This window comes from Microbacterium hydrocarbonoxydans (assembly GCF_000956475.1).
Taxonomy (GTDB): Bacteria; Actinomycetota; Actinomycetes; order Actinomycetales; family Microbacteriaceae; genus Microbacterium; species Microbacterium hydrocarbonoxydans_A.
This window is the reverse complement of the sequence record NZ_JYJB01000007.1, coordinates 186,041-204,875: the sequence shown is the minus strand read 5'-3', so window position 1 is coordinate 204,875 and position 18,835 is coordinate 186,041. Positions and strand designations below refer to the sequence as shown.

Genomic DNA, 18,835 nt, shown 5'->3' with positions numbered 1-18,835 from the left:
CCGCGACCTCGCCACCTGCCGAGCCGCCGGCGTTCACAACTCCTCAAGGAACGGCCGGCGGGCACCGGATCCGCGTTCGGCAGACATATCCGCCCCCGATGTTTGAGGAGTTGTGAACGCGCTAGGTAGGGGATGATCGAAGGATGCTCCTCGACCACACCTCCCTGCCTGACGGATCCGACGCGGACGCCGTCTACCTGGCGTTCGTCGAGTGGGCCGAATCCACCGGCATCAGCCTGTACCCGGCGCAGGACGAGGCCGTCATCGAGATCGTCTCAGGCAACAACCTCATCCTCTCCACGCCCACCGGCACCGGAAAGTCACTGGTGGCGATCGCCGCGCATTTCGCAGCGATGGTCGCCGGCCGACGCAGTTACTACACCGCCCCGATCAAGGCGCTCGTGAGCGAGAAGTTCTTCTCCCTGGTCGACATCTTCGGCGCTTCGAATGTCGGGATGATCACGGGCGACTCCTCGGTGAACGCCGACGCTCCCATAATCTGCTGCACGGCGGAGATCCTCGCGAACCTCGCTCTGCGCAAGGGAGCGGATGCCGACGTCGGCCAGGTCGTGATGGACGAGTTCCACTTCTACGCCGACCCCGACCGCGGCTGGGCGTGGCAGGTGCCGCTGCTCGAGTTGACGCAGGCGCAGTTCATCCTCATGTCGGCGACGCTCGGCGACGTCACCGAGCTCGCGGCCGACCTCACCCGGCGCACCGGGCGCCACACGGCATCCGTCACAGGCGTCGAGCGGCCCGTGCCGCTGCACTACTTCTACGAGCTCACGCCGATCCACGAGACCATCGAGGACCTTCTGAGCACGGGGCAGGCGCCGATCTACGTCGTGCACTTCTCGCAGGCCGCCGCCATGGAGCGTGCGCAGGCGCTGTCGAGCACGAAGATCGCGACACGAGAGCAGCGGGATGAGATCGCGGCCCTGATCGCGGAGTTCCGCTTCACGACCGCCTTCGGCAAGACGCTCTCGAGATTCCTGCGCGCGGGCATCGGCGTGCACCACGCGGGCATGCTGCCGAAGTACCGGCGACTCGTGGAACAGCTCGCCCAGCGCGGACTGCTGCGCGTCATCTGCGGCACCGACACCCTCGGCGTCGGCATCAACGTGCCCATCCGTACGGTGCTGCTCACGGCGCTGACGAAGTTCGACGGACAGCGGATGCGGCAGCTCAACGCGCGAGAGTTCCATCAGATCGCGGGGCGGGCCGGCCGTGCGGGCTTCGACACCGCCGGCACCGTGGTGGCGCAGGCTCCCGAGCACGAGACCGAGAACGCGGCGGCCATCAAGAAGGCGGGCGACGACCCCAAGAAGAAGCGCAAGCTGATCCGCAAGAAGGCTCCTGACGGCTTCGTATCGTGGGGCGAGCCCTCTTTCCGCAAGCTCATCGACGCGGTTCCCGAGACGCTCACCTCGCACATGCAGATCACCAGCGCCATGATGCTCAACGTGATCGCCCGCGGCGGTGACGTCTTCGGCAACATGCGCGCTCTGATCTACGACAACCACGAGCCCCGCGCTCGACAGCGGGAGCTCGCCCTGCGCGCCATCGGCATCTACCGCACCCTCCTCGAATCAGGCGTGGTCGAGCAGGTCGACGCTTCGACAGGCTCAGCGACCCAGGATGGTGGGTCCCTGAGCTCGTCGAAGGGCCCGACCATACGCCTCACCGTCGACCTGCAGCCGAACTTCGCCCTCAACCAGCCGCTGTCGCCGTTCGCGCTCGCGGCCTTCGAGCTGCTCGATCCCGACTCGGCCGGGTTCGCGCTCGACATGATCTCGATCGTGGAGGCGACCCTCGACGATCCGCGAGCGGTCCTGAGCCAGCAGGAGTTCCAGGCTCGCGGTGAGGCCGTGGCCGAGATGAAGCGCGAGGGGATCGAGTACGACGAGCGTATGGAGCTGCTCGAGCAGATCACCTACCCGAAGCCCCTCGATGAGCTGCTCGGCGCCGCCTTCGAGACCTTCAGCGCCGCGCAGCCGTGGATCCGCGACTTCGAGCTGCATCCGAAGTCCGTCGTGCGTGACATGTACGAGCGAGCCATGTCGTTCGGGGAATACGTCGCCTTCTACAAGATCGCCCGCTCCGAGGGCGTGGTGCTGCGCTATCTCTCCGACGCCTACCGCGCAGCCTCGCAGACGATCCCCGAAGAACTCAAGAACGACGATCTGAGAGATCTCATCGAGTGGCTCGGCGAGCTCGTGCGTCAGGTCGACTCGAGCCTGCTCGACGAGTGGGAGGAGCTCGTGCACGGCGTCTCCCCTGGGTCCCTGAGCCTGTCGAAGGGCGACGACGAGCCGATCGTCCCGCCCGCGCCCAAGCGACTCACCTCGAACGTGCGTGCCTTCCGCATCCTGGTGCGCAACGAGCTGTTCCGCCGGGTGCAGCTCGCCGCGCGCGAGGCCGTCGAGGCGCTGGCCGAGCTCGACCCGTCGCTCGGGACCGCGGGGTGGGATGCCGCGCTCGACGCGTACTTCGCCGAGCACGACGAGATCCTCACCGGCCCTGATGCCCGCAGCGCCCAGCTGCTGCTGATCACGCAGGGTGCGACCGAATGGACCGTCCATCAGATCATCGACGACCCCGCTGGTGATCACGATTGGCGCATCTCGGCGACCGTCGACCTCGCTGCCTCCGACGAAGCCGGTGCCGCAGTGGTCACCGTGACGGGAGTCGACCGGCTTTAGCGGGCCGGCGGCGCAGTCGCTCACTGAGCAGAAGCGGGTCGAACAGCACGCCGAGGCCGCAGCGCACCAGCACCATATGCGCCGCCAGACAGATCGCGATCACAAGGGTGGTGAGCAGGAGCGGCTCGACCGCCTCGATCAGAGGCGATGTGCGGATGCAGGCCCCACGCAGTGCGCCATCGATCAGGGCGAGCGGGATCACGTGGATCACGTAGACCGGCAGCGTCCGCCGGCCGACCCACCTCAGCGGGCCCGCCAGCCACTCCACGCGCCGGTCGAGCACGGCGCAGGCGGTGACCCCGAAGACCACCGCCGTCACCGACAGGAGAGGCCAGACTCCTGGCCACTGGCGCATGCCGAGAATGCCGACGACAGCAGCACAACAGGCGTATGCCGCTGCGAGCATGAACATGCGCAGGGGGCTGGCGTGCGCAGCGAGACTCTCGATCGTGCCACGAAGCCGCAGCCCCGCGACGAAGAAGAACAGGTTCTGCACCACCTGCCAGAGATTGCCGAGATCGGGAAGCAGGCCGGATGCCGCGACCGCCGACACGACGAACGCGACCGGGAGCACGACCGATGTGGGAACGTCACGGCTCAGGCGCGCGACCAGAAGGTAGGCGGCGAGCGCGAGCAGGTACCAGAGGTTCGTCGGGCTGATGGTCAGCTGCGCCAGCAGTTCACCGGCATCCTTCGCTCTGGCCGTGTCGAAGTCCGGGGCCAGCGCGAGCGCGAGCGTCTGGATCAGCACCCAGACGACGTACATCGCGGCGAGACGGGCCGCCCGTCGCCGCCAGCTCGTTCCGTCGATCGCGGTCACCGCGCGCCCGGCGAACATCCCGGAGACCAGGAAGAACAGGGGCATCCGCAGTGGGAGCAGCTGCGCGTTCAGAGTCGCCCAGAATCCGGTGACCCCACTGGCGCCCGGCATGTCGATCATGTGCTTCGTGACGACGTGCCACAGCACCACGAGGACGATGCAGATGCCTTTCGCGACGTCGGGCCAGCCCTCACGGACTCGTGCGGTCACCGCCTCACGCCTGACTCCAGCTCCCCGGTCGTTGAGTGAGCGAAGCGAGACGAAACGTCCTCACCATCCGCCCGCCCGCTCGTCCGCCCGGACTCCCCGGTCGTTGAGCGAGCGAAGCGAGACGAAACGTCCTCACCGATGGACGGGACAGCCGCGCGCACGAGGCGGTCCAAGAGCTCTGGGTACTCGATCCCGGCGGCGGCGAACATGCGCGGCACCTGCGACGCCGCGGTGAGCCCAGGCATGGTGTTGACCTCGTTCAGCACCGGGCCCCGCTCTGTGAGGAAGAAGTCCATGCGCGCGACCCCGGCGCAGCCGAGTGCGTCGAACATCGCGACAGCGGCGCGGGTCAGCGTCGCGGTCTCGGCGGTGGTCAGTGCGGCGGGCACGGTGAAACGCGCGCTGCCGTCGTACTTCATCGCGGTGTCGAACAGACCGCGCGCATGGATCTCCAGTGGCGGAGCAGCCCAGCGCACACCCCCCGCCTCACGGATCACGGCGACATCGATCTCGCGCCCGCGCACGACCTCCTCGATCAGGATCCGATCGTCGAACCGCGCCGCGGCTCGCAGCGCATCGAGCAGATCCTCCGGCCGGCTCACGAGCGCGACTCCGTGGCTCGACCCGGCCGACACCGGCTTCACGACCACGGGCGCCTCGAACTCGACGTCGCCGATCGCCGACGACGAGATCACGAAGCCCGGTGCCGTCGCGATGCCCGCAGCCTCCGCCACGAGCTTCGTCGCATGCTTGTCCATGCCGACCGCGCCCGCTCGCAGCCCCGAGCCCACCACCGGCACACCCGCCAGTGCGCACAGTGCGGCCAGCGCGCCGTCTTCCCCGAGCACGCCGTGCACCGCAGGGAAGACGACGTCGGCCCACGCCAACGCCGGCATCGCGGCGGCAAGCGACTGCGCACGCGTGCCCGCCGGTGCCGCATCCCACACGCCCTCTGGAGAGATCGTCGCGGTGCGCACCTCGTGACCACCCGAGCGCAGCGCATCCGCGACCGCCGCTGCCGAAGCCAGCGACACCTCATGCTCCGAATTCTGCCCTCCGCCGATGACCAGCACCCTCATGCTCTGCTCCTCTGCACGCGCGGGCCGATGCCCGTCACGATCGTGTGGGGGATCGTGCCGGCCCAGCGCGCCCATTCCTGCACGCTGGGCACGGCTGCGCCCTCCGGTCCGAATACGGTCGCGATCGTTCCCCGAGGGAACGACCGCGCCCCCGTGTCGACGACGATCTGATCCATCGACACCCTTCCGACGATCGGATGCCGAGACCCCCCGATCTCGACACCCGCCCCCTCCGACAGCTCGCGCGGTATCCCGTCCGCGTAGCCGACGCCGATCACGCTGAGGTGGGTCTCATGCCGTGTGGCGTATGTTCCCCCGTACCCGACCGCCGTGCCCGCCCGTACGAGCGAGGAGTGCACGACAGATGCCGTCAGCCGCGACGCCCCGCGCAGCTGCACGGTCTCCGAGGGGTCGATCCCCACGAGCCCGGCGCCCACCCGCACCAGATCGAAATGAGTCGACGGGTCGGTGAGCGTGCCTGCCGTCGCGGCGAGGTGCACGAGCAGAGGACCGAATCCCGCGCGGAGCACCGCATCGCGCGCCTGGCGCATCCTCAGCACCGACGCCGCGTTCGCACGAGCATCCGCCTCATCTGCCCGAGGCAGGTGGCCCATGACGCCCACGACCTCGATGAGCGGACCCGCGGCACGCGCGACTCGCAGCAGCTCGTCCCACTCGCCGACGGGACACCCCCCGCGCGACATCCCCGTGTCCATGTGCAGGTGCACTCGCACCGGCGCCACGGCGTCTGCGACGAGCTGCCGAAGCTCCTCCACGGATCCCACCGCGAGGTCGACGCGGTCACGCGCCACCTGCGCGGCATCGACGCCCGCGGGGTTCAGCCACGCCAGGATCGGCACGTCGAGGCCCGCTTCGCGCAACTCGGCGGCGTCCGCGGCGTCCGTGACTCCGAGCCATTCCGCACCGGCGGCGACGGCGGCCCTCGCGACCGCGACGGCGCCGTGACCGTAGCCGTCGGCCTTCACGACGGCCATGATGCGGGCGGCCGTCACCGACCGCACGCGATCGACGTTGGCGGCGATCGCGGCGGGAAGCGTGGTCAGGGTCGGGGCATGCAGCCGCGACAGAGGCGGCGGGGCGAGCAGGAGAGTCATCGCTGTGTCCTCGGGTCGGCGGTGGGATCGTCGTACATGAAGGGGCACCCGTTCGCGGGCGCCTCGGGACGCAGTTCGAAGTGCCACGGTTCGTTGCCGTAGATCTGGCAGAGGCCGTACTCGGCGCCATGGTGCGAGAGCCACTCCTGGCCGGCCACGGGCCCGAGATCCACCGCGTCACCGGAGACATGCTCCGACCGCTCGGGCGTCGCGACCCAGCGGGCCGCCTCCGCCGCAGAGCCGTATCTCTCGACGGCATCCGCCAGCAGCTCCTCCTGATAGGCGGCCGAGCGCCATCCGCTGTTCACGTGAAGGCGCACACCGTCCTGCTCCGCGGCGGTCGCAGCTTTCCGCACCGCCGCGAGCAGTGCAGGGTCGAGGTTCGAGACCGCGGGGGTGTCGGAGAACACCGAGATGCGGTCGGCTTCGTCGATCTTCCCGTCGTCTTCGCCGACCTGCCCATCGCTGAGCGGGGCTCCGACGGTGGCGGAGGCAGGAGAGGAGGCCTGCTGGCCGATCAGCACGATCGACGTGATCGCGATGGCGGCCAGCAGCGCGACACCGATCGTGGCGGTGAGGCGTCGCTGTCTTCGGGAGCGGCTGTTGTTCATGCTTCCAGTGAAGAAGGGCGCCTGTTGCGAGGGCGTATGCGCTTTTGCATATGCTCCCGATATGCGCGGGTGCGTATGCTCGGAACCCATGAGAGTGCTGATCGTCGAGGACGAGCCCTACCTCGCCGAGGCTGTTCGCGACGGACTCCGCCTCGAGGCCATCGCCGCAGACATCGCGGGCGACGGCGACACCGCGCTCGAGCTGCTGAGCATCAACTCCTACGACCTCGCGGTGCTCGACCGCGACATCCCCGGTCCATCCGGCGATGACGTCGCACGATCGATCGTCGCGTCGGGCAGCGGCATCCCGATCCTCATGCTCACGGCCGCCGACCGCCTCGACGACAAGGAGACCGGCTTCGAGATCGGGGCCGACGATTACCTCACCAAGCCCTTCGAGCTCCGCGAGCTCGTGCTGCGGCTGCGTGCCCTCGATCGTCGCCGTCAGCACGCCAGGCCCCCGGTGCTCGAGATCGCCGGGCTTCGGCTCGATCCGTTCCGCCGCGAGGTCTTCCGCGACGGGCGCTATGTCGCGCTGACGCGCAAGCAGTTCGCGGTTCTCGAGGTGCTCGTCGGTGCCGACGGCGGCGTCGTCAGCGCCGAGGAGCTGCTCGAGCGCGCCTGGGACGAGAACGCCGACCCGTTCACGAACGCCGTCCGCATCACGGTGTCGTCACTGCGCAAGCGCCTGGGCGAGCCCTGGTTGATCCTCACGGTGCCGGGCGTCGGCTATCGCATCGGAACGGATGCCGATGCCTAGGCGCCGCGGCATGACCGCGCGCATGAAGCTCACACTGAGCTATGCAGGGATCGTCGTCGTGTCCGGTGCGCTGCTGTTGGCTGCGGTCGGTCTGTTCCTGCTGCGATACGTACCTGACACGGTCGACTTCTTCCCCAACCGCTCCGACCTGCTCCGCGCCTTCGTGCCGGTCGCGATCCTGGTGATGATCGTGCTGCTCGTGATCGGCTGGGCCGGCGGGTGGTGGCTGGCGGGACGGATGCTGGCGCCTCTCAACCGCATCGGCTACGCAGCCCAGCTCGCCGCGCACGGATCGCTCTCGCACCGGGTCGCCCTCGAGGGGCCGCGCGACGAGTTCCGAGATCTCGCCGACGTGTTCGACTCGATGCTCGACCAGCTCGAGCAGAACATGGCCGAGCAGCAGCGCTTCGCCGCGAACGCCTCGCACGAACTGCGCACGCCGCTCGCGATCTCGCAGACCGTGCTCGAGGTCGCCCGAGCCGACCCCGACCGCGACGTCGACGCGCTGATCGACAGGCTGCAGGAGGTGAACGCCAGGGCCATCGAGCTCACCGAGGCGCTGCTCCTTCTCAGCCGTGCCGAGCGCCGGGCCTTCACCCGCGAGAGCGTCGATCTCTCTCTGCTCGCAGAGGAGGCCGTGGAGTCGCTGCTTCCGCTCGCCGACAAGCGGGGGCTGACGATCGACGTCGGCGGCGACGCCGCGCACGTCGTCGGCAACGGCGCACTGCTGCAGCAGCTGATCACCAACCTCGTGCACAACGCCATCGTGCACAACGAGCCCGAGAATGGCGCCGTGACGGTCCGCACGCACTCGCTCGCCGAGGCGGTGGCCGTCGTTGTCGAGAACACCGGCCCCGTGCTCTCCCCCGCTCTCGTCGCGACCCTCGCCGAGCCGTTCCAGCGCGGGACGGCGCGCACGCACGACGACGACCATGCCGGCGCCGGGCTCGGCCTCGCGATCGTGCAGCGCATCGCGCAGGCGCACGAGGGCACGCTGGTCCTCACCTCCCGGGTCGGGGGCGGGCTCAACGTGACGGTGTGGCTGCCGCATCCGCACCCGGGTCTGTATGAGCCCGTCGCCTCGGCCTAGGCTGTCGCGGTGTGCCTGCCTCGGAGCCACGTGAAGTCGCGCTTCATTCCCAGACGTTGACGGCGGAGGTGCTGGCGTCGATGCTGTGCTGGTTGGTGCTGGCGAGGCGGCGGGTGAGTTCGCGGAGGACGTCGTTCATCGCGTGCTGCGCAGCGGTCCACTGCGCGTGAGCGACGCGGTACGCATCGCGCGCCTCCCCTGTCCAGTCGGACTGCAGCAGCTTCGATTCGCGGTCGAGGTTCTCCAGCACGATGGCGATCCTCCTGCCGACGACCGCCATCTCCGCAACGAGTGCGGCGACGTCATCGTGCCGGACGCGGATCTGCACGGCTCACCGCTCCTCGGACTGCGGGACGCTGACGTCGATCTCGCGCAGCTGATACGGCTGAGCGACGGCATCGGTCAGGTAGAAGGTCATGAAGATCACTGCAGCCTCATCGGCCGTGAAGATCTCGTTCGTGAAGACCCGAACCATGCGCTTGTCACTGATCGGAACCGTCGTCGTCTCTCCGTTGTGAGGTTCCTGACGGCCCACCGCGAACAGATGCGAGGTCCCATCGGACGTCATCACCCGCGCCTCGATCGCCAACTTGTCGGCGCTCCCCGCCGCCTGTATGAACGTCTCACCCCTCTTCGTCGGATCGCCGCCGGGCTCCGGAAGCCGCCAGATCGAGAACGTCGTCCGACTCTCGCCGTCCATCAGCCCGATTAGGTGTCGCAGATACTCCGGAGCAGTCATGCTCATCGGTGGCTGAAAGTATCGGATGAAGGTGCCGTTGCTGTCCTGGCCGTGAGTTTTTGTTGCGTTCATGGGATGTGCACCACTATCACTTCGATGACTTTGACCTCTTCGCCATTGAGATAACCAACGGCGGGACTGTCCGGGCTCACTTGGGAGTCGAATTGCCGTTGCACGTTCCCAGGGCGCTGGTAGTCAACGTTAGCGCCTCCGGATTTCACTTCCACGCCGGTGTACGTCCCGTCAGGGTTGCGATAAAGACCGTCGTAGTATCTGCCGCCCTGGGGCGACCCCGGATAGTCGACATGCACCCTGTCCTGGATGACGTCCACTTTTAGGTCTTCTGCCACCTGGTCGATTCCCTGTTGTTCCTTCAATTTGTGGTCGATAGGGGGCGCATCGGGGTCCCGGCTGGTCCAGTGCCCGCCGTCGTCGCGTCCGTCGCCACGATCCACGCCTGGCTGCCGTTCGGTGGTTCTCGCTTCGTTGAACAGCTTGTTCATGCTGTCTCCGAGGAGCGCTGCGCCGCCCGCGGCAACTGCGACACCGCCGGCGATCGCGGGGCCAGCGACCGGGGTGCCTGCTCCGACGGTCACGACTTCCAGCCCGCCGCCGCCGATGATCAGCGCGCCGCCTCCGACGATTCCGAGGATGCCTCCGAGCATCTCGAACACGAGGTCAGGATGCTCCCAGAGGGTCTGAGCGATCCCGCCGAGGAAGTTCAGCGTGGACAGGAACGGTTGCACGACGGTGATGTCGATCACCGTGCTGACGACGGCATCCGTGACCACCTGCTGCGCCTCTTCTGCGGTGAGCGGCAGCGGTGCCGCGTCACCCGCTGCGCCGATGATGTTCGCGTACCCGGTCGCCAGCACATCCAACTGGTACCGAGCGTTCGCGAGCACCTCCTGCGCCTCCAGATGCGCGGCACCCGAGGGGTCGACGAACGGAACATCGACCTCGACGTGACGCACGCCGGTACCCTGGCGCAACGAGCTCACATACTCCTTGTGCTCCACCAGCGCCGCAGCCGACTCCGCCTCCGCCGCGTTCCACAACTCGATCGCGAGCGCGGCTTCACCCTGCGCCCACTCCAGAGCGCCCGCGAAGTTGTCGAGCGCGTTCGCCGCAGCAGTGAACGTGTCACTCGTGGTCTGCCAGTACGACAACGGCTGATCGAAGCGCTCCAGATACAGGTCATAGGCCGCACCCGACCACGAGCCGTCATCATCGAGCTTCGCGAACGCCGCCCGGGTATCACCCGCTCGCGTCGCGGTCTCCCGCCACAAGGTGGCCCCGGCACGCGCGCTGGACGGCGAGCCGGGAATCAGGTCGACCGCGTTCTGCGTCTGTCCGAGCTCCATCAGGAGTCCCAGATCAGCGAGTCCATCTCCCGCTTCCCCGCATCCTGCCCCTCATCGAAGATCCGCGCCGTGATCGTCAACTTGTCCGAGAACTCCGTCAGCTCATCGATCCGCTCTGCAACCCGACACCCCACTTCTCCGAGAAGAAGCTCACCGCGTCCGCAATCCCCGCATGACCCAGCGTCGTCGGGCGCGACACCTCGCTGCTCCCGAAATCCTCCACAACCTGAACAGTCTTCGACGCCATCGCCCTCAACTGATCCGTGTCCACCCCATAGTCACTGCTCACAACGCCCCCTCCGGCCACACCCCACCATAAGCGAGGCATGAGACACCGGCACACCGCCAGCTCCGCAGACTGGTGTGCACGACTGCTTCAGGCCCTGCCGCTGCATTCTCCGCCGCCTCGGCCTAGGCTGTCGCGGTGAGCGATGCACTGGACGACGGACCCTTCTTCCACGGCACGAAGGCCGATCTCGCACCGGGTGACCTGCTGACTGCAGGCTTCCGGTCGAACTACCGGCCCGAGGTCGTCATGAACCACATCTATTTCACGGCTCTGCGCGACGGCGCGGGGCTGGCCGCCGAACTCGCCGCGGGCGACGGCGAACCTCGGGTGTATCTCGTGGAGCCCACAGGGCCGTTCGAGAACGATCCGAACGTGACCGACAAGAAGTTCCCGGGCAATCCCACGCGCTCGTACCGGAGCGCCGAACCGCTGCGCATCGTCGAGGAGGTCGCCGACTGGACCCGCCTCACGCCCGAGGCGCTGCAGACATGGCGAGAGCGGCTCGCGGAGATCCGCCACGACGAGCGCGGCGAGATCATCAACTGAGCAGCGCGTCGGCATCGGATCCGGCGCCGGAAACGCATCTCCCGCCCGGTGCGGGGCCAGTTGGGCATCCGAAACCAGCAATCCCGATGCTTTTCCGACCCCGCACCGACGTACGCCGCTCGACTCCGCCCGAGATCATCGGCTGACGAGTCCGGCCGGCTCAGGCGACCCGCGATCCCCGCAGCGCCGCGATCTCGCGCCCGTACGCGACGGCCTTGTTCTCGGCATCCGCTTTGAGCTCCTGAGCGGCATCCGTGAAGGCGTCGAGAGCGGGGTTCACACCGACCAGGGTGAACGGGCGCTGCACGACGCGCAGGTCGAGACCCCACACGTCCTCGAGCACTCGACGGAGCCAGCCGGTCGAATGATCCCAGCCCTCTTTGGGCGTGCCCGGCGCGTAGTTGCCGCCCAGCACGGTCACCAGCGTGGCCGGCTTGCCGCGCAGCGCGGTGCTGCCAATGCCCAGACGAGGGTCGGTGGCCGCGAGGTCGAACCAGGTCTTGAAGTGCTGCGAGACGCCGTAGTTGTAGAGCGGCACGGCGAACAGCAGGGCATCGGCGTCGATCACCTCATCCGCGAGGGCTGCGGCGAGGGCGCGTGCGTCGTTCTGCGCGGGCGTGCGGTGCTCCTCTCCGGCGAAACCGCCGGTGACGGCATCCGCCCATGCCGTGGCCGGCACCGGGTCGGCGGCGAGGTCGCGGCGGGTGACGGTCGAGTCGGGGTGGGATGCCGTCCACTCGGCCTCGACGAGGTCGGCGAGTGCGCGGCTGGCGGACGACGCGGGAAGGATGCTGGCATCCAGGCGGAACAGGGTCATGTCAACCTTTCGTTTTCGTAGTCGCTTTGTTTTTCTTAGCGACAGCGGTTAACGTAGCACAGGTAGAATGGAGGCATGGCCGAGACCGAGGAAGAGCTGCATGTGTGCGACGCCGCCGTCACACTCGCCTTCAGCGTGCTCGGCAAACGCTGGAACGGGATGATCATCTCCTCGCTCGGAGGCGGCCCTTCGACGTTCGTCTCTCTGCGCCGCGGGGTCGCCGGCATCAGCGACACGGTGCTGTCCGACCGGCTGGCCGAGCTCGGCGATGCCGGGCTCGTGGCACGCACCGTCGACGCAGGCCCTCCTGTGGCGGTCTCCTACTCGCTCACGGCGAGCGGCAAGGGACTGCTGCCGATCCTCGACCAGCTCGGCCAGTGGGCCGCGGCGAACCTCGAGGTACGGGCGCGATGACCACGGCTCCACCAGCTCGACGGCCACGACGCGCCTGGTGGGTTCTGCTCGTGCTCGGCGCGCTCTCGATCTCAGGGGCCGCCGTCATCCTGTTCAGCCCGGGCTTCCGCCTCGCCCCGCCGGTGGCGTTCGGCGAGGTGCTCACGGTCGACGTCGCACCCGGCGATCACGCGATCTATGTCACGCCCTCCGATGAGTGGAGCAGGATCGAGTGCACCGGTGTCGTTCCCGGAGACGTGCTCATGCTCCGAATCGACATGACGCAGCAGGGCCCCGCGCTGCCAGAGCGCTGGGATGCACGAGGGAGCTTCGAGTCACCGCTCTCGGGAGAAGCGAACATCACGTGCGATGGTCCGGTCGCGGACGGACGGTTCACGGTCGGTCCGCCGGTGACGCTGGTCGAGCTCGCTGGCGTCTTCGCCCTCGGCGGCCTCGGCGCGCTTCTCGCGATCGTCGGCCTGATCGTGGGTGTGGCCGGCTCGCGCCGCGCCTGAGCACGGCGCGGCGGCCGGGTACCGGCTCAGAGCCGGCTCACCACGGGCTGGCCTCGTAGTCCTTCAGGAACACTCCGTGCACGTCTTCTCCCGCTTCGCCGCGCACGATCGGGTCGTACACGCGGGCGGCGCCGTCGACGAGGTCGAGCGGGGCGTGGAAGCCCTCCTCGGCCAGGCGCACCTTCGTGTAGTGCGGACGCTCGTCGGTGATCCAGCCGGTGTCGACGGCCGTCATCAGGATGCCGTCGGTCTCGAGCATCTCACCTGCGCTGGTGCGCGTGAGCATGTTCAGCGCGGCCTTCGCCATGTTCGTGTGCGGGTGCCCAGGACCCTTGTAGCGACGGGAGAACTGGCCCTCCATCGCCGAGACGTTGACGACGTACTTGCGCCGCGATTCGGATGCCGCCATCGACGGACGCAGCCGACTGATCAGCAGGAACGGTGCGGTCGTGTTGCACAGCTGCACCTCGAGCATCTCGAGGGGGTCGACCTGATCGACCGACTGCACCCAGCTGTTCACGCGGTTCACATCGGGCACCAGTCCGCCCGCGTCGATCGCGGTGCCGTCGGCGTGCTTCTCAAGCGACGACGACCCCGGCGCCATCGCGAGGCGAGCGAGGTCTTCGGCGGTGAGCGCCTGGCCGCCCTGCTCGGCGACGGTGCCGCCGAGCGCCGCGACCGAGAGCAGCGGATGCGCATCGACTGACGCCTGCAGGGCCTGCGGATGCTGATCGTTCGTGTGCCCGAACGTCTCCATCTCCGGCAGTGGACCGTCGGGAAGCGGCTGCAGCTCGGCATCCGCCAGCAGGGAGTAGGCCCCCGGCGAGCGCCGCACGGTCTGTGCGGCGTTGTTGATGAGGATGTCGAGCGGCCCCTGGGCCGCGACCGAGTCGGCGAGCCCGATCACCTGGGCCGGGTCGCGCAGGTCGATGCCGACCACGCGCAGCCGGTGCAGCCAGTCGGCGGAGTCGGGGAGCGCGGAGAAGCGCCGGACGGCATCCCTCGGGAAGCGCGTCGTGATGGTGGTGTGCGCGCCGTCGCGCAGCAGCCGCAGTGCGATGTGCATGCCGATCTTCGCGCGACCGCCCGTGAGCAGAGCTCGCTTGCCGGTGAGGTCGGTACGGGCGTTGCGCTTGCCGTGGCTGAACCGCGCGCAGTCGGGGCAGAGCTGGTGGTAGAACGCGTCGACGAGCGTGTACGGCTGCTTGCAGATGTAGCAGTTGCGCGGCTTGATCAGCTCACCGGCGATCGGCGCGTCCACGACGCTCGAGGCGAGGTCGTTGCCGCGGGTCTCGTCGTCGATGCGGTCGGGGGCGCCGGTCGCGGTGCGCGCGACGACCGCCTTGTCGGCCTCGGCGATCGCGTCGCGGATCTCCTTGCGGCGAACGCGCTTGACCGCCTTGAACATGACCGCGGTGGCGCGGCGCACGGCGATGAAGTCAGGATGCTCGTCGTCGATCTCGTGGATCATCGAGAGAACGCGCAGCGTGGTGGCGAGGTCGTCGGGGTCGATGCCCGAGCCGAGGTCCGCCGCATCCGACTCACTCTGCCCCTCTGGGTCCCTGAGCTCGTCGTGCCCCTCTGGGTCCCTGAGCTCGTCGAAGGGCGCGGTGTCGGTCATTGTGCTGATTTTACGCGAGAGTTCTGGGTGAACGCCCCCGTCGTGAGGCCGCGGGCGGGCGCCGATCCCTCGCGCCGAGTGCACGGCCTGTCTCCGAGTGCACGGCTTCTCCACGCCAGGATGCCGTGCACTCGCCGGGTTCCCGTGCACTCGGAGGGTCCCGGCACTCAGATGACCCCGCGCACTCACACCGGGCCTGTGGATGCCCCGGCGGCATCCTCTTGATATGCAAGTGACTGCTTGCCTATCATGGCGGCATGTCCGATCTGTTCCACGCGCTCGACGACGCGACGAGGCGCCTCATCCTCGACGAGCTGTCGGCGCGCGACGGGCAGACGCTGTTCGAGATCTGCACGACGCTGGCGATGCGCCACGACGTGACCCTGACCCGACAGGCGGTGTCGCAGCACCTCGCCGTGCTCGAGGAGGCCGGACTGATCTCCACCGAGCGGCGGGGCCGCTCCAAGTTCCACTACTTCCACCCAGAGCCCATCGCGCGCATCGCGGAGCGATGGCCGACCACCCGGAGCATCCCATGAGAATCGAGCTGACGAGCATCTTCGTCGACGACCAGCGCAAGGCCCTCGCCTTCTACACCGACGTGCTCGGCTTCGAGAAGCACCACGACATCCCGCTCGGCGAGGCCGCCTGGCTGACCGTGACGTCTCCAGAAGGCGGTGCCGAACTGCTGCTCGAGCCCTCCGACCATCCCGCGGTGAAGCCCTACCGCGACGCCCTCGTCGAGGACGGCATCCCCCTCGCCCAGTTCGCCGTCGACGACCTCGCCGCCGAGCACGCGCGTCTGACCGGCCTCGGCGTGGAGTTCACCCAGCAGCCCACCGACATCGGCTCCGCTCTGGTCGCGGTGCTCGACGACACCTGCGGCAATCTGATCCAGTTGATCCAGATGAAGTAGCCCCGGCATCCGCTCCCCCGTCGGCGACTGTCGTCGCGATCGACGCCCCCGAGCGACCGCATGCGCCGGCTCGACGGGCGCCGCTCGGCGCGCGAACCGCTCGCAGACACACGTGGCCACGCGCGACCAGGGAGACAATGGGCGCATGAATGATCCGCACCTCCTCGGACCTGGGCTCCTGCCCACGCCGTTCACGGCCGCCGAGATCCGCGACGCGACCGGACGAGGAAAGACCATCCGCATCCGCATCGATCTCCCCGACGGCACGTCGTCGTCGCGGGTCAACAGATTCAGCGAGACGGATGCCGAGGGCGCCACGCTCGAGAGATGGTCGCTGGACGACGGATCCGACCTGTCGGCGAACCGGGTCACCTGGCTCGAGCTGCAGCAGCATGCCGCCTTCGACGCCGAGACGACGTCGGTGTCGACCGAGTCGCTCTCGATCCCGCTCGGCGAGGTGGAATGCCTTCGCTATGACACGGAAGACGGCACCTTCTGGTTTTCCATCGCGCACCCGGGGATGCCGGTGCAGTACGAGTCCGGCGACATGCGGACGACCGTGGTGGGCATCGAGTACGACTGATTCGGCTCCGGCATCCACCCACAGACCCAACACCCCGCAGCCGCGCGGCCGAGGTGCGCGACACCGCCGCCTCCTCGCAGATGACCCGACCACGCCGCGCACCCCGGCCCTGGACGACACGAAAGGCGGGCCCGGCACGCCGGGCCCGCCTCGTGGTCGCGTCAGTGAGAGGCCGCGCCGACCACCACGAACTCGCCGGGCACCACGTCGAGTTCCTGCGTGGCGATGATCTCGCCCGTGTGCAGATCGACGGCGTGGATGCTGTTCGCCGCAGGCTCGCTGACGTACGCGATGTCGCCGACGACCTTCAGGCCGGGATGCGGATGCTGCCACTCCGCGGGGCTCTCCCACGGATCGATGACCGGCCAGGAGTCCTGCACCGCGCCGGCCTCATCGAGCGAGTACAGCGAGCCGTCGGCACTCAGCAGCACGATGCCGTCGTGCGAGTCGCGACCCACTCCGCGCCACGTGTACTCGACGTCCTCGGGCAACTCGACGACCGACAGGGTCCGCGCCTGGGTGTCGACGAGCGTCAGGGCCGAGAGCAGGTATCCCTCGGCATCCGGATCGGTCTTGTAGTCGCCGACCGCGACCGGGCTGGTGTCCGTCACATAGGCGTTGCCGGTGCGGCCGAACTCGTCAGGCGCGTCGAGCTTCGTGAACGCGCCGTCGGCGAACAGCAGCACGCCGTCCTCGCAGCCGAACACCACGGCTTCGTCCTTCACCGCACCCTCGCCGTGCACGCCGGGGCACGTCTCGTCGCGCGCGAGCTCGGCGCCGTCGGCGTCGAGATGCCGCACGCCGCTGCGTGACTCGGCGGTGCCGATCGTCGACAGGGTCGTGCCGTCGGAGAGCTCGATCGCGACGCCGTGGTGGGCGGCCTCGGACCTGAGGGTGTCGAACTCGGGGAGCTCGCCCGTGCCGACGGCGTCGGTGTCGAAGACACGCACGTCTCCGGTCGCGTCGTCGAACAGCGCGGTCCGTCCGGCGTGCGGTGTGACGTGCCCGGGTGCCGCGGCGTCGAACACCTCACCCGTGAAGGCGACCTCACCCGAGTCGAGGCCGGTGTCGAGCAGGTGGAAGCCGCCGTCTGTCGTGACGAACACGTGGCCGCCCTCGTCGCCCGCGGTGCTCACGCGAAGGTAGCCCGCGAGCTCGGCCTCGCCCACCGGCTCGAGGGTCTCGCCGTCGAGCACGACGACTCCGCCGTCGTAGGCGACGGCCACTCGGGTGCCGCTCTCGCTGTGCGATTCGGAGGTGGGGGCGGGTGCGGATGCCGGAGCGCCCGCGCAGCCGGCCAGTGCCACAGCAGCGAGCGCGGCGACGCCACCGGCGGCGAGGCGATGTCGGACAGGACGGAACATGATGTTCTCTCTTTCTCTTTGACGTGTCTGGATGCTTTTCCGGCGGCCCGGGAGGCCCTCAGCCGACGAGCTCGATCGCCCAGGGGTGCAGCCCGCCGAAGGTACGGGAGATCGCTCCGTCGTCGAGATCGATCTCGTGCACGGCGCCACCGCGAGGGTCGGATACGTACGCGTGCTCGCCGTCGACGAGCAGCTGCACCCGTTCGCCGAGGGAGGGGTCGGCCAGGGCGTCGACGAGGAGCGGCTCGGTGCGGGCGAGCACGGCGCCGTCCGGCGCGAGAACCCGCACGGTGCCATCGGAGGCGATCACTGCGGTGCGGGCATCGTCGTCTCCGATCGCTGCGGCGGCGATCAGCGGGACGTCGGAGGGCAGCAGCACCCACGCGCGCTCGCGCACATCGAGCAGCCAGGCGCCGCCGTCGGCGACTCCTGCGAGATCGGGCCGGTCCGGGCGTCCGGCGAGTGCTTCAGCGGGCGCTGCCACGCCCACCGGGTACGGAATCGACTCGGATGACGCTGTTCCGTCGATCTCGCGACGGACGAGCACGGCACCCTCATCGCAGGCGAACACCGCACCGACGCGAGTGAGGTCGACATCACTCGCCCCCTGGCACGGGTCAGCGGGCTGGCCGGCGGTCTCGACAGAGGCATCCGTCGCCCCGAAGAGGTGATCGGCTACGACGATCGCCGGTCCATGGCCGTCGAGTTCTGAGCGAGCGGGATCGACGTCTCCCTCGGTCAGGGTCTCGTGCTCGAGAACGGCCGCGTCGTCGTGGAAGCGGATGACGGTGGCATCCGCTCCGACCCCGATGAGGGGTCGCCCCTCTCCGTCGACGGCTCCGAGCATGCGAGGGTCTCCTCGGAAGTAGTGGGAGTGGTCTCCGTGCGGCTGGGTCCAGCGCCCGGAGTCGATGACCTCGACCGTGTCGTCGCGTACGAGGAAGACGAAGCGCCCGGTGCCTTCGACGTCGGCGATGCGCTCCGAGCCGGGCTCGGCGAGCGTCGTGCGGCCGTCGGTGCCGAGGTCGAGGAGGGCGGTGCCGCCGTGCTCGTCGACGATGACCAGGGCACGGGCCGGTTCGGCGATCTCGGCCGCTCCGTGAGAGTCCACGGCATCACGCTCTGGCGCCCCACCAGAGCCGTCCGGCGCGCCGGGAGATGCGCATCCGACGAGCGCGACGGCGATGACGGCGATGACGGCGATGACGGCGATCGGGAGGATCAGGGCGGGGCGGCGTCGGAAGGGCGTGCTCACAGCATGCCACTTTATTGATAACGATTCTCAATATCAAACCGAGCCG

21 protein-coding genes are annotated in these 18,835 nt (G+C 68.7%); 9 read left to right on the top strand and 12 right to left on the bottom strand.

Annotated features, from left to right (window positions below; all coding sequences use genetic code 11):
- The first annotated feature begins 143 nt into the window (after positions 1-143).
- Positions 144-2,702, top strand: a complete 2,559-nt coding sequence (locus RS84_RS05915) for a DEAD/DEAH box helicase (RefSeq protein WP_045256834.1) — start codon at positions 144-146, stop codon at positions 2,700-2,702.
- Here the strand turns inward: RS84_RS05915 and RS84_RS05910 are convergent.
- Genes RS84_RS05910 through RS84_RS05895 form a run of 4 tightly spaced genes read right to left on the bottom strand, consistent with a single transcriptional unit; the run spans position 2,674 to position 6,537 of the window.
- Complete coding sequence (locus RS84_RS05910) at positions 2,674-3,732, bottom strand: acyltransferase family protein (RefSeq protein ID WP_052676238.1); 1,059 nt, start codon at positions 3,730-3,732, stop codon at positions 2,674-2,676. The two genes, RS84_RS05915 and RS84_RS05910, sit on opposite strands and share 29 nt — an antisense overlap.
- Positions 3,729-4,811 (bottom strand): D-alanine--D-alanine ligase, encoded by a 1,083-nt coding sequence (locus RS84_RS05905; protein WP_235281396.1) that lies wholly within the window; start codon positions 4,809-4,811, stop codon positions 3,729-3,731. The genes RS84_RS05910 and RS84_RS05905 overlap by 4 nt, the downstream gene beginning before the upstream one ends.
- A complete protein-coding gene (gene alr / locus RS84_RS05900; RefSeq protein ID WP_045256833.1) occupies positions 4,808-5,926 on the bottom strand; it encodes an alanine racemase in 1,119 nt (372 codons plus the stop codon). The genes RS84_RS05905 and alr overlap by 4 nt, the downstream gene beginning before the upstream one ends.
- Positions 5,923-6,537 (bottom strand): M15 family metallopeptidase, encoded by a 615-nt coding sequence (locus RS84_RS05895; protein WP_045256832.1) that lies wholly within the window; start codon positions 6,535-6,537, stop codon positions 5,923-5,925. The genes alr and RS84_RS05895 overlap by 4 nt, the downstream gene beginning before the upstream one ends.
- A gap of 88 nt (positions 6,538-6,625) precedes the next feature.
- Between RS84_RS05895 and RS84_RS05890 the strand changes: the two genes are divergently transcribed.
- Positions 6,626-7,297, top strand: coding sequence for a response regulator transcription factor (locus RS84_RS05890; protein ID WP_045256831.1), 672 nt, complete (start codon positions 6,626-6,628; stop codon positions 7,295-7,297).
- A gap of 10 nt (positions 7,298-7,307) precedes the next feature.
- Entirely contained in the window at positions 7,308-8,387 is a 1,080-nt protein-coding gene (locus RS84_RS05885) for a sensor histidine kinase (protein ID WP_045256830.1), read from the top strand.
- A 43-nt stretch (positions 8,388-8,430) separates the two neighbouring features.
- Here RS84_RS05885 and RS84_RS05880 read toward each other — a convergent pair whose 3' ends face one another.
- The 4 genes from RS84_RS05880 to RS84_RS18620 form a co-directional block, all read right to left on the bottom strand.
- Positions 8,431-8,715, bottom strand: coding sequence for a WXG100 family type VII secretion target (locus RS84_RS05880; RefSeq protein WP_045256829.1), 285 nt, complete (start codon positions 8,713-8,715; stop codon positions 8,431-8,433).
- A gap of 3 nt (positions 8,716-8,718) precedes the next feature.
- Positions 8,719-9,132: a hypothetical protein gene (locus RS84_RS05875; RefSeq protein WP_152641766.1), complete on the bottom strand. Its 414-nt coding sequence runs from the start codon at positions 9,130-9,132 to the stop codon at positions 8,719-8,721.
- Between the two features lie 62 nt (positions 9,133-9,194).
- Complete coding sequence (locus RS84_RS05870) at positions 9,195-10,490, bottom strand: putative T7SS-secreted protein (protein WP_045256827.1); 1,296 nt, start codon at positions 10,488-10,490, stop codon at positions 9,195-9,197.
- 97 nt (positions 10,491-10,587) lie between these two features.
- On the bottom strand, positions 10,588-10,779 hold the full coding sequence (locus RS84_RS18620) for a hypothetical protein (protein ID WP_052676237.1): 192 nt from the start codon (positions 10,777-10,779) through the stop codon (positions 10,588-10,590).
- A 135-nt stretch (positions 10,780-10,914) separates the two neighbouring features.
- On the opposite strand from RS84_RS18620, the gene arr reads away from it, so the two are divergent.
- Entirely contained in the window at positions 10,915-11,325 is a 411-nt protein-coding gene (arr, locus tag RS84_RS05860) for an NAD(+)--rifampin ADP-ribosyltransferase (protein WP_045256825.1), read from the top strand.
- 160 nt (positions 11,326-11,485) lie between these two features.
- Here the strand turns inward: arr and RS84_RS05855 are convergent, their stop codons facing one another.
- Positions 11,486-12,142, bottom strand: coding sequence for an FMN-dependent NADH-azoreductase (locus RS84_RS05855; RefSeq protein WP_045256824.1), 657 nt, complete (start codon positions 12,140-12,142; stop codon positions 11,486-11,488).
- A gap of 75 nt (positions 12,143-12,217) precedes the next feature.
- Between RS84_RS05855 and RS84_RS05850 the strand changes: the two genes are divergently transcribed.
- Both RS84_RS05850 and RS84_RS05845 read left to right on the top strand, forming a co-directional pair.
- Positions 12,218-12,556, top strand: coding sequence for a winged helix-turn-helix transcriptional regulator (locus RS84_RS05850; RefSeq protein WP_045256823.1), 339 nt, complete (start codon positions 12,218-12,220; stop codon positions 12,554-12,556).
- Positions 12,553-13,050, top strand: coding sequence for a hypothetical protein (locus RS84_RS05845; RefSeq protein ID WP_152641765.1), 498 nt, complete (start codon positions 12,553-12,555; stop codon positions 13,048-13,050). Before RS84_RS05850 ends, RS84_RS05845 begins: the two co-directional genes overlap by 4 nt.
- 37 nt (positions 13,051-13,087) lie before the next feature.
- Here RS84_RS05845 and RS84_RS05840 read toward each other — a convergent pair whose 3' ends face one another.
- On the bottom strand, positions 13,088-14,671 hold the full coding sequence (locus RS84_RS05840) for an SDR family oxidoreductase (RefSeq protein ID WP_235281395.1): 1,584 nt from the start codon (positions 14,669-14,671) through the stop codon (positions 13,088-13,090).
- Positions 14,672-14,928: 257 nt separating this feature from the next.
- Here RS84_RS05840 and RS84_RS05835 point away from each other — a divergent pair, with 257 nt between their 5' ends.
- The 3 genes from RS84_RS05835 (at position 14,929) to RS84_RS05825 (ending at position 16,170) form a co-directional block, all read left to right on the top strand.
- Positions 14,929-15,210: an ArsR/SmtB family transcription factor gene (locus RS84_RS05835; RefSeq protein WP_200891980.1), complete on the top strand. Its 282-nt coding sequence runs from the start codon at positions 14,929-14,931 to the stop codon at positions 15,208-15,210.
- Positions 15,207-15,587: a VOC family protein gene (locus RS84_RS05830; RefSeq protein ID WP_045256821.1), complete on the top strand. Its 381-nt coding sequence runs from the start codon at positions 15,207-15,209 to the stop codon at positions 15,585-15,587. The genes RS84_RS05835 and RS84_RS05830 overlap by 4 nt, the downstream gene beginning before the upstream one ends.
- A gap of 145 nt (positions 15,588-15,732) precedes the next feature.
- Positions 15,733-16,170, top strand: coding sequence for a hypothetical protein (locus RS84_RS05825; protein WP_045256820.1), 438 nt, complete (start codon positions 15,733-15,735; stop codon positions 16,168-16,170).
- Positions 16,171-16,331: 161 nt separating this feature from the next.
- Here the strand turns inward: RS84_RS05825 and RS84_RS05820 are convergent, their stop codons facing one another.
- Complete coding sequence (locus RS84_RS05820) at positions 16,332-17,534, bottom strand: hypothetical protein (protein WP_045256819.1); 1,203 nt, start codon at positions 17,532-17,534, stop codon at positions 16,332-16,334.
- A 58-nt stretch (positions 17,535-17,592) separates the two neighbouring features.
- A complete protein-coding gene (locus tag RS84_RS05815; protein ID WP_045256818.1) occupies positions 17,593-18,789 on the bottom strand; it encodes a hypothetical protein in 1,197 nt (398 codons plus the stop codon).
- Positions 18,790-18,835: the final 46 nt, after the last annotated feature.